Origin of the sequence: Phaeovulum veldkampii DSM 11550 (assembly GCF_003034995.1) — a bacterium.
In the GTDB taxonomy this organism is placed as follows: Bacteria; Pseudomonadota; Alphaproteobacteria; order Rhodobacterales; family Rhodobacteraceae; genus Phaeovulum; species Phaeovulum veldkampii.
The window spans coordinates 38027-51287 of record NZ_PZKF01000001.1 but is presented as its reverse complement, the minus strand read 5'-3'; the positions used below and the strand labels follow the sequence as shown (position 1 = coordinate 51287).

Below are 13261 nucleotides of genomic sequence, written 5' to 3'. Positions count from 1 at the left end.
CGCGGAGGCATCCCGTGCGCGATCTCAAGGTTCCCGGCGAACGCCACCCCGAAAAGGCCCACCGCCCCGATCAGGCCCAACCCAAGAAACCGGCCTGGATCAGGGTCAAGGCGCCCACATCGGCAGGCTACAAGGACACCCGCGAGATCCTCAAATCGAACCGGCTGCACACCGTTTGCGAAGAGGCGGGCTGCCCCAATGTCGGCGAATGCTGGAGCGCAGGGCACGCCACCATGATGATCATGGGCGAAATCTGCACCCGCGGCTGTTCCTTCTGCAACATCGCCACCGGCAAGCCCGAGGCTCTGGATGCGTTCGAGCCGGGCCGGGTGGCGCAGGCGGTGGAAAAGCTCGGGTTGCGCCATGTGGTGCTGACCAGCGTTGACCGTGACGATCTGGACGATGGCGGGGCCGAACATTTCGCCCAGACGATCCGCGCCATCCGCCACCGCGCGCCGCAGGCCACAATCGAGGTGTTGACGCCTGATTTTCTGAAATGCCCGCCCTCGGCGCTGGAAACCGTGGTCGCGGCCAGACCGGATGTGTTCAACCACAATCTGGAAACCGTGCCGGGGCTTTACCCTGCCGTGCGCCCCGGCGCGCGCTATTTCCACAGCCTGCGCCTGTTGCAGCGGGTCAAGGAACTCGACCCTGCGATGTTTACCAAATCGGGCATCATGGTGGGGCTGGGCGAAGACCGGCAGGGCGTCTTGCAGGTGATGGACGACATGCGCGCGGCTGATATCGATTTTCTGACGATCGGGCAGTATCTGCAACCCACGCCCAAACATCACGCCGTCGCCCGGTTCGTGACGCCCGAGGAATTCAAGGGCTATGAGACCGCGGCCTATGGCAAGGGCTTCCTGATGGTGTCGGCCACGCCGCTGACCCGGTCTTCTTATCACGCGGGCGAAGGCTTTGCCCGCCTTCGCGCCGCACGGCTGGAAAAACTGGATCGCGCCTGACCCGCTTCGGAGACAAAGATGTCCGTCATGTTTCACTACTTCCGCTGGGCCATTCTGGTCACGCTGGCAGGTCTTGCGCTCGCGTTCTGGCTGGGCTGGGTCTATTCGGGCAACATGACCGGCGCAGTTTCGTTCTTTCTGATCGCAGTGGTGCTGGCGGTTCTGGAAATCTCGTTGTCGTTCGACAATGCGATCGTGAACGCCAACAAACTGAAAGACATGACCCCGGTCTGGCAAAGGCGGTTCCTGACCTGGGGCATCCTGATCGCGGTGTTCGGGATGCGCATCCTGTTCCCGCTGCTGATCGTGGTGATCGCGGCGGGCATCGGCCCGGTCGAGGCGATTGTTCTGGCCTCGACCCAGCCCACCGAATACGCCCGCATCATCAATGATGCGCATCTGTCGATTGCGGCTTTTGGCGGGGCCTTTCTGATGATGGTGGCGCTGAACTACTTCATCGATGAGGGCAAGGATGTGCACTGGATCGCCGTTCTGGAACGGCGGCTAAGCATGTGCGCCTCGGTCCGCGGGCTGGAGGTGGCGCTGGTGCTGGCCATGATGATGCTGTTTACCGTGCTGCTGCCGGTGCGTGACGAGGCGGCATTCCTGTTTGCAGGCTCGGCGGGGCTGCTGACCTTCCTGATGGTCGAATTGCTGGGTCAGGTTCTGGACCGCCGCAACGAGGCCCTGAAAACCACCGCCCAGGGTGGGCTGGGGGCGTTTTTGTATCTGGAGGTGCTGGACGCCTCGTTCAGCTTTGACGGCGTGATCGGGGCCTTTGCGCTGACCAAGAACCTGTTTCTGATTGCCATCGGTCTGGGCATCGGCGCGATGTATGTGCGATCCATGACGATCATGCTGGTCGAGCGCCAGACGCTGGCGCAGTTGCGCTATCTGGAACATGGTGCGTTCTGGTCGATCCTGATCCTGTCGCTGATCATGTTCGCGCAGACCATGTGGCACATTCCCGAGGCGGTGACGGGCCTTCTGGGCGCCGGGCTGATCGGTCTGGCGTTGCTGTCGTCGCTGCGCTTCAACCGGCGCAACCCGGCCGACTAGCGCCGCCCCGTCCCTGGCGGGCTGCATCAGGGCGCGACCCGCCAGGATTTCGGCAGGTTCGCCGGGCGCGCGCCGGTCTGCTCCATCCGCGCAATGACCGCGCCATGCAGCCAGGCGCCTTCGGGGATCGGGCGACGTTCGCCCTGCGGCAGGGTCCATCCCCCAAGATCGGGCCGTTGCGACCCGGCCGTTTTCCGCCGCGGCAGGTATTCCAACAGATGCCACGCGCCGCAAAGCGACTCGTGCCGCGCCGCCTGCGGGTCGGGCGCCACATAGGGGCCGCCGGTGCGCTGGCCCAGAACCAGTTCGTTGACGCTGCGGGTCTTGAACTCCAGCCCCATCGCCTTGGTTTCGTCGATCATCCATTTCAGCGGCAGCTTGGCCAGCGCCGCCTCGGCCTCGGGGTAGCCGCCGCCAATGTCGCCATGCACGCCGTTAAACCAGACCTCGCGCACATCCTGTTCGGCGATCTCGGCGCCAAACGGGTTAGCGCGGTAGGAGCGCCCTTCGGGCCAAAGCTCGGCGCGATACATCGTGCGCCGTTCGTCGATGGCCACCGCATGACGCACCGCCTCGACCGAGGGGTTGGTGTCGGTAAAGGCGTGTTTGCGCAGCCTTGGGCCAAAGCGGCCGCTTTCAATGACCGAAGCCACCGTATCGAACAGCCCCAGCAGCCGGATCGGCGCCCGGTCGGGGCGCAGGATACGCTCGAACAGGCGGATTTCGGCAAAGCTGTCATCACCGCGACGTTCGGAAATCTGCTTGTAGGCACGGTAGGCGTAATCCAGCAGGTTCAGGTTCGCAGGTGCGATCAGCCCAAAGGCATGCACAAACCCCGCCAGCACCCGCGCCGCATAGGCCCCGCGCGAAAAGCCAAAAATATGAATGCGGTCGCGGTTTCCCTCGGCGTCGCGGGCGTAATGTTGCGCCAGAAAGCGGTAGGCTTCCTTGATATTGGCATCCATCCCCCAACCCGTCGCCATGCCCCAGACCTCGGCCCCCTTGCGCAGGCTGCGCGACCAGGCGTTATCGGCGCCGAAGGTGCCCACGCCCGGATCGTAATACACAAGCTGGCCGGGGCCTTTGGCGAGCGTGCCATAAAGCCGCAAGATGTTGGAGCGGTTTGTTTTTATTTCGTTCGAGGTGCCGTCCAGCAAGATGACGATGTTCTTGGCCATGATCTCCTCCTCAGGTGATGTCCTCCACGAAACGGCGGGTCCAGTCGGACACCATCGCGCTATAGGGCGCTTCGGGGGCGGCCATGGCGGCGATCTGGGCCAGAATGCGGTCGATCAATTGATCGAGCTTGGGCGCCGCGGCGCGGATATCTGCTTCGGCCGACGTCTCCAGCCTTCGGGCGATGGCGTCAATTTCTGCGATCAGGCCGCGCAGGAATTCCAGATGTCGCAAGGCACGCGTCCGGGCCTGCACCAGTCCCAGCCGGTTCAGCCCGTAAAGCTGGATCGACACCGCGCCGCGCACCGACACGCCCTGCGCCTGCGCCGCGGCCACAATCGCGGGTGCGTCGCCCAAGGCCGGCACGGCGGCGCCCGGCGCGGCATTGGCGCCCGGCCCCGCGCGCGGCAGCACCAGCGCGATCAGGTCATCGGGGTCCAGGTGATAGGCCAGATGATCCTCGGGCCGGTCGTGGCAGGGGTCCAGCAGATAGGGCTGTTCCAGATCAAGGCTTGCAGTCTCATCCGGGGCGCGCGACCCGGCCACCGGAAACGCATCCTTCTTGCCGGTGTTGATGACCTGCGTCGCCAGATCGTGCAGCGCGGCAAGGCTCGACGAGGGTTTGGGTGTGGGCTGCTTGCGGCGGCGGTTGCAGTCGATGCACGCGGGCAGAAGATTGTCCCACGCCATCGCCAGCCACCAGTAGCCGGGGTGGTCGGGGGCATCTTCGACCGCGCCCTTGGGGCGGAAATGTTCCACATCGACCGGCGCCTGCGCGGAATAGTAGGTTTCGCAATAGGCGCATTTGCCATGAAACAGCGCCTCAAGCGCAGTCTTGACGCTGTCATCCTTGTAGGCGGCGAAGGCAAAGCCTTGGGCCGCCGTTGCCGGGTTGGCCCGCCAGTCGCGCAGCGCGGCCAGTTCTTTTGCGCCCCGGCCCGTGGGCTCGGTCAGCGCGCGGGGCGCGGCCACCGCGTCGCGCGGCACCGCGCGCATCAGCCCGCCCCCAGCGCAAGGCGGATGCGCGCCTTGGTGGCCTCGCGCAGCGCCAGCCGCTGCGCCACGGGGGCGGCGCGGCGGGCGTGCAGGTAGTCGGCCACCGCCTCCTGCACGATCCGCGCCACCTCGGTCGATCCTACGGGCAGGGCGCCGGCCACCTCGGCCTGAAACCGGGCCAGCAGCGCCGCGCGCCGCGCAGGGGCCATCTCGGCTCCCGGCGTCAGCGCGTCGGCCAGTTCGGCCAGCCCGCGCGCGGTGGCCGGGTCGTCGGTGTCAAACAGCGCGAACAGGTCCGAGGTCAGCAGTTGCTCTACCGTCAGCTTGGTCACATCGGGCAGTTCGACCAATGTTTCGACCATAACCGGCAGATCAGACCCCGCCGCAGCCCCCGGACTGCGCGCCAGCACCCGGACCTCGCCATCGCGCAGTCCGCGCAGACACAGCGGATCATGGGCGGTGACGAGAAAGGTCAGCTTGGGCAGCGCCCGGCGCAGGCCCTCCATGACCGTGATTTTCCAGCGCGGGTGCAGATGCGCCTCGACCTCGTCGATCAGCACGAGGCCGCGCGCCATGTCGAGCGTGGTGAACCCCGGCGCCCGCATCAGCCAGCGCATCACATCGCAAGACAGCGCCAGAATGGTGCGAAACCCCGATGACACGGCCGCCAGCGGGGTGCGGTTTTCCACCCCGTCGCGGTCGATCACCATATGACAGCGACCGGCGACCGGGTCACGGTAAAGAATGCGGAAGCCGCCGCCGATGATCAGCCGCAGCGCGCGCACGACCATGTCGAATTGCGACGCGGGCAGGGACATCAGCCAGCCTTCGGGGTTCGACAGCAGATCGTCGGGGTAAAACAGGCTGCGCACCGGGCGGCTGGGCCGCCAGGCCCGCGCGCCGCTGCGAAACTGCCGATAGGCGCCATAGGCAAAGACCGGCAGCCCCGGCGGCAGCGCACCCTCGGCCTGAAACCCCGCCGGGGTGATGGCCAGGATGCGGCTGCCGGTCTGGCCGTCAGGGGTGGCAAAGCCCAGTCGCACCTCGGCCCTCGCGCGGGTTTTCTGCCAGCCCGCCCCCAGTTGCGCGGGGTCCAGCAACAGCGGTTCTGGGGCCAATGCCAGATCGGCCCGCGCCGCGTCATCCAGCATGGCCAGTGCGACCGCCTCCAGAAACGAGCTTTTGCCCGCCGAATTTTCGCCCAGAACCATCAGCGCCGGATGCGGCCCGCCCGGCGCCCGGCCCGGCCAGGCAAGATCAAGCGATTCAAGCGCCTTGAACGACCGGATCGAGACCGATGCCAGCCGCCAGTCCGGCACCTCGGCGGGTGCCAGCCGGTAGGCCCGCACCTTGCGCCGGGGCCGCGTCGCGCCAAGCCCGCGCAGCAGCCCGGCAAAGGGCAGGTCGGCAGCCACGCCATCGCCTGCGCGCCCTGCATCTGCCACTACAGCCGCCGCGCGCCGCGCCACCAGATCGGCCCGGTTCAGCCGGAATTGCGCGATCGTTGCCGCCCCCCGCGGGCTGAGCGGCGTCAGATCGCCCGCAGGCATCAGCGCCAGATGCTGGCCGGGGTCAGCGTCGGCGCAGGGATCCAGAAGCACCGGGCATTCGGCCAGCGGGAGCGGCCAGTCCCCCGCAGCCTGGCGCAGGAACGCCTCATAGTCTTCGGCCGAGGGGCGTGCGGCGCGCGGCCCCTGAACCGGAAAGTGGTTGGCGCGCGCAGGCCGACATTCCGGGCAGATCGGGTAAAGATTGCTCCAGACATCGGCCAGCCAGCCGTAGTGCAAAAACCCCTGCGGATCGGCGGGGTCCAGCGGCAGCGCCTCGGCAGGCGGACGAAACCGATAGACCGACAGATGCGGTGAGGGCGCGTCACAAAAGGCGCAGCGGCCCTGAAACAGGCGGGTCAGCGCCTCCAGCACCTCGGGGGTGGCAGGTGCGGGGCGATCAGGCGGGCGGGTCTGGGCACGTTCCACCGGCTCCAGCGCCAGATAGCGCAGATAGTCGCGCCGAAGCGCCAGCACGGGCGCCGCGGTCAGCGCGTCGGGGGCGGGAACAAGACTGCGCTCGACATATCGCATCGGACCAATCTGCCTGATTGCGGCAGCCACAGGCTGCCCCTGGCTGGCACAATAGCAGATTTTCGGCCTGCGCGCGCCCGTTTGCGACTTTTGGTTGTAGCCGGGCATGGTGCAGGGTCTCAGGTTGCAGTAATCAGGATGCCGGAACCCCAGTTCGAGGCAGCAGCATGGCCGGGGCACGGACAAGCCAGACCCACCCGCTTCAGATCGCCGAGGTGCGCGCCAGCCCCGCGCAGGGGCGCATCGGCATCACCTTCTGCCCCGGCAAGCAGGACAGCGCCGCCGCCACCGGCGCCTGGGCGCGAGATCTGGCGACCGATCTTGACGCCATCGCCGCCTGGGGCGCGCGGCTGGTTCTGACCCTTGTCGAACCGGCGGAGCTGGTGGCGCTCAAGGTTCCCGATCTGGGCGCCGAAGTCCGGGCGCGGGGGATGGACTGGCGGCACCTGCCGATTGCCGATTATTCGGTGCCGACCGCCGAGTTTGAAACGGATTGGCACACCCATGGCCGCGATATTCGCGCGGCTTTGCGCAGCGGGGCCGATGTGGTGGTGCATTGCAAAGGCGGGCTTGGCCGGGCGGGCATGATCGCTGCGCGGTTGCTGGTCGAATTGGGCATGGCGCCTGACGCGGCCATAAGCGAGGTGCGCCGCGCGCGCCGGGGCGCGATCGAGACACCGTCGCAACTGGCGCTGGTGCGGCGCACGACGGCCATGGTTGATGTCATCGACACGGCGACGCTGGGCCGGGTCGGCGGCCGGTTGGGAAGCAATCCGGGCGGTGTGTATCAGAACGCCAGCGGCCAGCGGTTCTATGTGAAAACGCTGGAATCGCCTGCTCATGCCCGCAACGAGATGCTGGCGGCGAGCCTGTATCGGCTGGCCGGGGCGCCGACGCTGACCTATCTGCGCTCAACCGAACCCGACCAGATCGCGACCGCTTTTGTCTCGCTTGAAAAACGCCATCTTTCGCAGTTCACCGAGGACGAGCGCTGTCAGGCGCAGCGCTGGCTGGGCGTGCACGCCTGGACAGCCAACTGGGATGCCGCCGGGTTCGATGGCGACAATCAGGGTGTCGTGGGCGGGGTGGTGACAACACTGGATGTCGGCGGCGCGCTGGAATTTCGAGCGCAGGGCGACCCCAAGGGCCACGCCTTTGGCACCGTTGTCGATGAGATCGACCGCCTGCGTCACGACGCCGACAACCCGCATGCGCAGCGGCTGTTCGGCGATATGGATGCCGCTGCGGTCGCCTCGGCCATCGCGGTGGTGACAGCCGTTTGCGATGACGCGATCCGGCGCGTGGTGACCGAGCAAGGCGGCCGCGCCGCGCTGGCCGACAAGATGATTGCGCGCAAGGCCGATCTGGCGCGGCGGCTGGGCTAGACGGTCGCTTGACCCTGCGCCAGCGCCAGCAGGCCCGGCACCTGCGCGCGGATCGCCGCCTTCACCGCGGGGTCGAGTGCGGCCAGCCAGCGGGGGGGGATTGCCTCCAGCCCCCAGGTGGCGCCGGCCAGCATGCCCACAATCGCGCCCGTGGTGTCGGCGTCGCCGCCCTGATTGACTGTGGCAATCAGACAGTCGGCGAAGGTTTCGGCGCCCAGATAGTGATGCAGCACCGTCTGCATCGTATCGACGACAAAGGCCGAACACTGGCCCGGGTAGGGCACAAAGCGAAACGCCCGGTGTCTGGCCACCAGCGCCCCGGCCTCGGCGCGCACGGCGTCCCTGCCCAGGCCACCCAGCAGGCCCTGCACCATGCGCACCAACGCAAGGCAGGCGTCATCCGACAGCGGGTGATGATGCGTGGTGCGCGCCTGTGCCAGCGTCCATTCCACAGCCCGGTCGGGCGCGCCCAAGGTCGCCAGCGCCACCGGCAGAACGCGCATCACTGCGCCATTGCCCGCGTCGCCATCGGCAAATTCGCCGGTGACGGTGCCCTGCGTGATATAGCGCCGTATCCCGCGGCGGCAGGTGTTGCCCACATCGGCCGGCCCAGACTTCAGCCAGGCCGCGAATTCCTCGCACAGATCGCGCGGATCAAGCCCGTCGCGGCGGATCAGCGACCGGCCCAGCGCCAGCGTCATTTCGGTGTCGTCGGTCACTTGCCCAGGTTGCAGCCGCAGCCAGCCGCCGCCCACAATTTCGCGGTGCTGGCCATGCTGCGCGGCGATTTCGCCCTTGGTCATGAATTCCACGGTGGCGCCCAGCGCATCGCCCACGGCCAGCCCCAGATAGGCTGCAAGCGCGCGGTCTTGCATGTCTGGCAGGGTGGCTGAAACACGATCAGACATACTCCACACTCACCCGATAATCGCCGCCGATCGCCAGATATTCGCGCTCGGACCTCAGCACATGCGATGGCAGCAGGCCATCAAAAAACACCAGCTTGGCCACCGGCACCCGCGCCGTCAGGATCTTGTCGCCAAAGCATCCGGCCACCTCGCGGTCGGACGAAAACGACACAAGGTTGTTCAGGCGGATCACCGCCTCGCGCCGGTCCGGCCGCTCGACGATCCAGTGATCGTCAAAGGCGTTGACGCCGCGATACAGCGTCAGATGCGTCTGCCCCGGAAAGGAAAACCGCGCAGCCGCCCATTGGCAGAACTCGAACAGCAGATCAAGTTGCACCCAGATTGCGTTGTTGTGAAACCGGCTCGACATCTTTTCTTCGACATAGGCCGCCCAGGCGGGGCTGGACACCTGTTCGATGATTTCCTTGTGGAACGAGGGGCCAAGGCCGAACCGGCTTTCGACCCAGCCTTTCAGAACCGCGCCCTCGGGTGTGTTGCTGTCAAAGTTCCAGCCCTGAATCAGCCGCAGGAACGAGGACTGATAGCGCCGCTTGCCGCCCCGGCTTGGGTCGCGCTGTTCGGGGTCGAGGGCGAACATAGCCGTCATGTAGCAAAAGAACGCATCCCCCGCCTCTGCCATGTCGCGGGCTTGGTCCAGCATCGCAAACAGGCTGGGGTTCATCTCGCGCACGCCCCAGATATGCAGCGGCGCCGGCGCGTCGTTGAAGGCACAGCTGGCCAACCACTCGGACGACCGCCCCACAAGGTTGGTCGAATGCCCGATGCCGCGCCGTTTGCCAGGGTCCGCCTCTTTCATCACGCGCAGGATGCGCTGGCGCGCGCGGAAAGGAAAGGCCCGGTGCGGTTCTGCGGCCCCGCGCCATCAAACTGGCCCGAAATGGCGCGGCGTGTTTTGTTGCGTCTTTTCTTTCTGCGCCGCAGCAGCTATGCGATTTGCAAGAACATGGACCTGGGGGCAGCGCCCGGGTGGCTGTTCCGGCCGCCGATCCGCCGGATAATCCTTAGACCGACACAGACCGCAAACCGCAGGGCCGCAAGAGGCCCGATCGGTTCGGGACGGGGTTTTCATGACGTCATTCACCACCTATCGCGCCCAATGGCTGGGCAATATTCGCGGCGATGTGCTGTCGGGCCTTGTCGTGGCACTGGCGCTGATCCCCGAAGCTATCGCCTTTTCGATCATCGCGGGCGTTGACCCCAAGGTGGGGCTTTACGCCAGCTTTTCGATTGCGGTGATCACCGCAATCACCGGCGGGCGGCCCGGCATGATTTCGGCCGCCACGGCGGCGACCGCGGTGCTGATGGTGACGCTGGTCAAGGATCACGGGCTACAATACCTGCTGGCGGCCACGGTGCTGGCGGGGCTGATCCAGATCGGCGCGGGGCTGTTGAAGCTGGGGCGGGTAATGCGGTTCGTGTCACGCTCGGTGATGACGGGGTTTGTCAATGCGCTGGCGATCCTGATCTTCATGGCGCAACTGCCTGAACTGGACCCGACCAAGGTGACCTGGCTGACCTATGCCTTGGTCGCGGGCGGGCTGGCGATCATCTACCTGTTCCCGATGATCACCCGCGCGGTGCCCTCGCCCTTGGTCACGATCCTGGTGCTGACGGCGCTGACGCTGTATTTCGGGTGGGATGTGCGCACCGTGGGCGACATGGGCGCGCTGCCGGACACGCTGCCGGTGTTTTTGCTGCCCGATATTCCGCTGACGCTGGAAACCGTGCAGATCATCCTGCCCTATTCGGTTGCCGTCGCCGTGGTGGGCCTGCTGGAAAGTCTGATGACCCAGCAGATCGTGGACGATCTGACCGACACCGCCAGCGACCGCAATCAGGAATGCATCGGGCAGGGCATTGCCAACACCGCCACCGGTTTCATCGGCGGCATGGCCGGCTGTGCGATGATCGGGCAGTCGATCATCAACGTCAAATCCGGCGGCCGGGGCCGGCTGTCCACCTTCACCGCGGGCGCCATGCTGTTGTTTTTCTGCGTGGTTCTGGGCGACTGGGTGGCGCAGATCCCGATGGCGGCGCTGGTGGCGATCATGATCATGGTGTCGATCGGCACCTTTTCATGGTCGTCGATCAAGGCGCTGCGCAGCCATCCGGCCTCCAGTTCCATCGTGATGGTCGCGGTTGTGGTGGCGGTGGTCTGGACCCATAACCTCGCCATTGGCGTGCTGCTGGGGGTGCTGTTGTCGGGCATCTTCTTTGCCGCCAAGATCGCGCAACTGTTCCGCGTCACATCGACCCTGTCGCCCGACGGGCGCGAGCGGACCTATGTCATCGAAGGTCAGTTGTTCTTTGCCAGCGTCGAGGATTTCATGCGTGGCTTCGACTTCCGCGAGGCGCTGGACCGGGTGGTGATCGACCTCAGCCGCGCCCATATCTGGGACATCTCGTCCGTTGCGGCGCTGGACATGGCGGTGTTGAAGTTCCGCCGCGATGGCGCCACCGTCGAGATCAGGGGCCTGAACGAGGCGTCGGAAACCATCGTTGACCGTCTGGCCATGCACGACAAGCCCGGCGCGCTGGATCAGCTGAGCGCGCATTGAGGAGGAAACCATGACCGAAACGATCATCGCTTTCGTCGATGGCTCGATCTATTCGCGCAGCGTCTGCGAACATGCCGCCTGGATTTCGGCGCGCACCGGGGCCGACATCGAGCTTGTGCATGTGCTGGGCCCGCGCGAAGGGGCGGCCAAGACCGACCTCTCGGGCTCGATCAAGCTGGGCGCGCGAACCGCCCTGATGGAGGAACTGGCCAGCCTTGACGAACAACGCGCCAAGCTGATGACCCGCCGCGGCCGCGCCATTCTGGACGATGCCAGGGCGGTGATCGAAGCCGCGGGTATCACCGCCGTCGTGCCGCATCTGCGCCATGGCGACATTGCCGAAACCGTGGCCGAACAAGACCTTGCCGCCTGCATGGTGCTGATCGGCAAGCGCGGCGAAACCGCCGAGAAGCCGCAGCGCCATCTGGGCCAGAACCTGGAACGGATCGTGCGCGCCAGCCACCGCCCGGTGTTCGTGGCTTCGCGCGCGTTCCGGCCCATTCAGCGGGTTCTGGTAGCCTGGGATGGCGGGCCGTCGGCGATGCGCGCGGTCGATCATATCGCGCGCAGCCGGCTGTTTGCGGGGCTGTCACTGCGCCTGCTGACGGTGGGTGCCACCACGCCCGAGGCCAGCCGCAGCCTTGCCGATGCCGCCGCGATGCTGCGCGCCGCCGGCATCGAGGCGGAAACCGCCATCCTGCCGGGCCAGCCCGCCGCCGTTCTGGGCAAGCTGGAACAGGAGCAAGGCTTTGATCTGCTGGTGATGGGCGCCTATGGCCATTCGCGCATCCGCACGATGATCGTGGGGTCCACCACCTCGGAAATGATCCGCACCTGCCGCGCACCGGTGCTGCTGGTGCGCTAGGCGCTGGAGGCACCTGCGCGACGGGCTTGAGGCCCGATCAGGGCGTCTTGAGCCCGATCCTACGCAGATGCGCGGTATCGGCTGTTCGGGCTGACGCAGCCCGCCGGGGCGGACCGGGCGCTTTCGCATTGACATGCGCGGCACAGGTTGCAGCATCAGACTGTTCCCAGCAGCGGAACCCGGTGCACAAGCGGCAGGAGGGGCCAGACCGATGACAACCAGCGACGATGCCTTTCAAGATCACTATCCCGAAAATGTGGCGCAGTGTTATGGCTGCGGGCGGCTGAACGAACATGGCCACCGCATTCGCACCTGTTGGGACGGCGATGAAACCGTGACCCGATTTCGCCCCGAGCCTTATCACACCTCGGTTCCGGGCTTTGCCTATGGCGGCCTGATTGCCTCGCTGATCGACTGCCACAGCACCGGCTCTGCCGCTGCGGCGATGTATCGGCAGGCGGGCCGCGACATGGACAGCCAGCCGCCGTTCCGCTTTGTGACCGGCTCGCTGCATGTCGATTTTCTGAAACCCACCCCGCTGGAGTGCGAATTGGAACTGCGCGGCCAGATCAAGGAGATCAAGGGCCGCAAGGTGGTGGTGACAACCTCGGTTCTGGCCGATGGCGTTGTGACGGCGCGCGGCGAGGTGGTGGCGGTGCAGATGCCCGACAGCTTTGGCAGCTAGGTCGGGGGGGTGCTATCGCGGTGATCACCAGCCCCGGCAAGCCCCCGCGCGACGATCCGATGATCACGGCCGGGTCGATGCCCAGATGATCAAGCAGCGCCAGCGCATCCCGGACTTGCTGCGTGACGGAGTAGGTTTCCCGCCCCGTCCAATCCGAGGAGCCGCCCCCGCGGCAATTGAGGCGGATCAGCCGGACACCGTCGGGCATGTTGCGATCGAGGTGCCTGATCTTTTCTTTGCCAAGGTCGCGCTTGAGCGTGGCTCGCCGCCTTGGCTCGCGCGGGGTGGTTTCCCAACGGCGCACATATCGGCTACATGAGGGTCAACCAAGTCACCGAAACTGTGCAGGCGGGCCACGGATGATCGGTTGGGCGGCAGCCCCTGATCGACCAGAGTCTCGGCTTGGACAGCGCCCATTTCCGGGCGTCGTCACGGCGTGAGGGGCGTCTGGCTCGTGCGAGCCAGCCTTCCGTCTGACCTGGACGCAGGTCAGGCCCCGGAGGGGAGCTTGGTGATGGAGGCCATTTTCGTGTGCGGCTCATGTGTGCAATGAGTCGTCCTA

12 protein-coding genes and 1 other annotated feature are annotated in these 13261 nt (G+C 66.3%); of the genes, 6 read left to right on the top strand and 6 right to left on the bottom strand.

The genetic code is table 11. The features are described 5' to 3' along the window. Window positions 1-14: 14 nt before the first annotated feature. Complete coding sequence (lipA, locus tag C5F46_RS00230) at window positions 15-965, top strand: lipoyl synthase (RefSeq protein WP_107323352.1); 951 nt, start codon at window positions 15-17, stop codon at window positions 963-965. An 18-nt stretch (window positions 966-983) separates the two neighbouring features. Then, window positions 984-2024: a DUF475 domain-containing protein gene (locus C5F46_RS00225; RefSeq protein WP_201161467.1), complete on the top strand. Its 1041-nt coding sequence runs from the start codon at window positions 984-986 to the stop codon at window positions 2022-2024. A 26-nt stretch (window positions 2025-2050) separates the two neighbouring features. Here the strand turns inward: C5F46_RS00225 and C5F46_RS00220 are convergent, their stop codons facing one another. Genes C5F46_RS00220 through C5F46_RS16850 form a run of 3 tightly spaced genes read right to left on the bottom strand, consistent with a single transcriptional unit; the run spans window position 2051 to window position 6277 of the window. After that, window positions 2051-3202 (bottom strand): T6SS phospholipase effector Tle1-like catalytic domain-containing protein, encoded by a 1152-nt coding sequence (locus C5F46_RS00220; RefSeq protein WP_107323350.1) that lies wholly within the window; start codon window positions 3200-3202, stop codon window positions 2051-2053. A gap of 10 nt (window positions 3203-3212) precedes the next feature. Then, the gene (locus C5F46_RS00215) at window positions 3213-4196 is read right to left on the bottom strand and encodes an HNH endonuclease family protein (protein WP_107323349.1); all 984 of its coding nucleotides are present in this window, start codon (window positions 4194-4196) and stop codon (window positions 3213-3215) included. After that, entirely contained in the window at window positions 4196-6277 is a 2082-nt protein-coding gene (locus C5F46_RS16850; protein ID WP_207186707.1) for an AAA family ATPase, read from the bottom strand. Before C5F46_RS16850 ends, C5F46_RS00215 begins: the two co-directional genes overlap by 1 nt. 167 nt (window positions 6278-6444) lie before the next feature. Here C5F46_RS16850 and C5F46_RS16980 point away from each other — a divergent pair, with 167 nt between their 5' ends. Further along, complete coding sequence (locus tag C5F46_RS16980) at window positions 6445-7662, top strand: cyclin-dependent kinase inhibitor 3 family protein (protein ID WP_107323348.1); 1218 nt, start codon at window positions 6445-6447, stop codon at window positions 7660-7662. Here C5F46_RS16980 and draG read toward each other — a convergent pair. Further along, window positions 7659-8570: an ADP-ribosyl-[dinitrogen reductase] hydrolase gene (gene draG / locus C5F46_RS00200; protein ID WP_107323347.1), complete on the bottom strand. Its 912-nt coding sequence runs from the start codon at window positions 8568-8570 to the stop codon at window positions 7659-7661. The two genes, C5F46_RS16980 and draG, sit on opposite strands and share 4 nt — an antisense overlap. Then, complete coding sequence (locus C5F46_RS00195) at window positions 8563-9387, bottom strand: NAD(+)--dinitrogen-reductase ADP-D-ribosyltransferase (RefSeq protein ID WP_107323346.1); 825 nt, start codon at window positions 9385-9387, stop codon at window positions 8563-8565. The genes draG and C5F46_RS00195 overlap by 8 nt, the downstream gene beginning before the upstream one ends. Before the next feature lie 146 nt (window positions 9388-9533). After that, window positions 9534-9591, top strand: a sequence feature (sul1 is cis-regulatory element that is thought to sense ions involved in sulfur or methionine metabolism; They are found in Alphaproteobacteria). Between the two features lie 67 nt (window positions 9592-9658). On the opposite strand from C5F46_RS00195, the gene C5F46_RS00190 reads away from it, so the two are divergent. The 3 genes from C5F46_RS00190 to C5F46_RS00180 all read left to right on the top strand — a co-directional run bounded on the left by C5F46_RS00190 (window position 9659) and on the right by C5F46_RS00180 (window position 12699). Further along, window positions 9659-11149: a SulP family inorganic anion transporter gene (locus tag C5F46_RS00190; RefSeq protein WP_107323345.1), complete on the top strand. Its 1491-nt coding sequence runs from the start codon at window positions 9659-9661 to the stop codon at window positions 11147-11149. A gap of 10 nt (window positions 11150-11159) precedes the next feature. Next, window positions 11160-12014 (top strand): universal stress protein, encoded by an 855-nt coding sequence (locus C5F46_RS00185; protein ID WP_107323344.1) that lies wholly within the window; start codon window positions 11160-11162, stop codon window positions 12012-12014. A gap of 211 nt (window positions 12015-12225) precedes the next feature. Further along, window positions 12226-12699, top strand: a complete 474-nt coding sequence (locus tag C5F46_RS00180; RefSeq protein ID WP_107323343.1) for a PaaI family thioesterase — start codon at window positions 12226-12228, stop codon at window positions 12697-12699. Here C5F46_RS00180 and C5F46_RS00175 read toward each other — a convergent pair. Beyond that, window positions 12593-12907 carry an alpha/beta fold hydrolase gene (locus tag C5F46_RS00175; RefSeq protein WP_107323342.1) on the bottom strand — a complete coding sequence of 105 codons (315 nt, stop codon included), beginning with the start codon at window positions 12905-12907 and terminating at the stop codon, window positions 12593-12595. The two genes, C5F46_RS00180 and C5F46_RS00175, sit on opposite strands and share 107 nt — an antisense overlap. Between the last annotated feature and the right edge of the window lie 354 nt (window positions 12908-13261).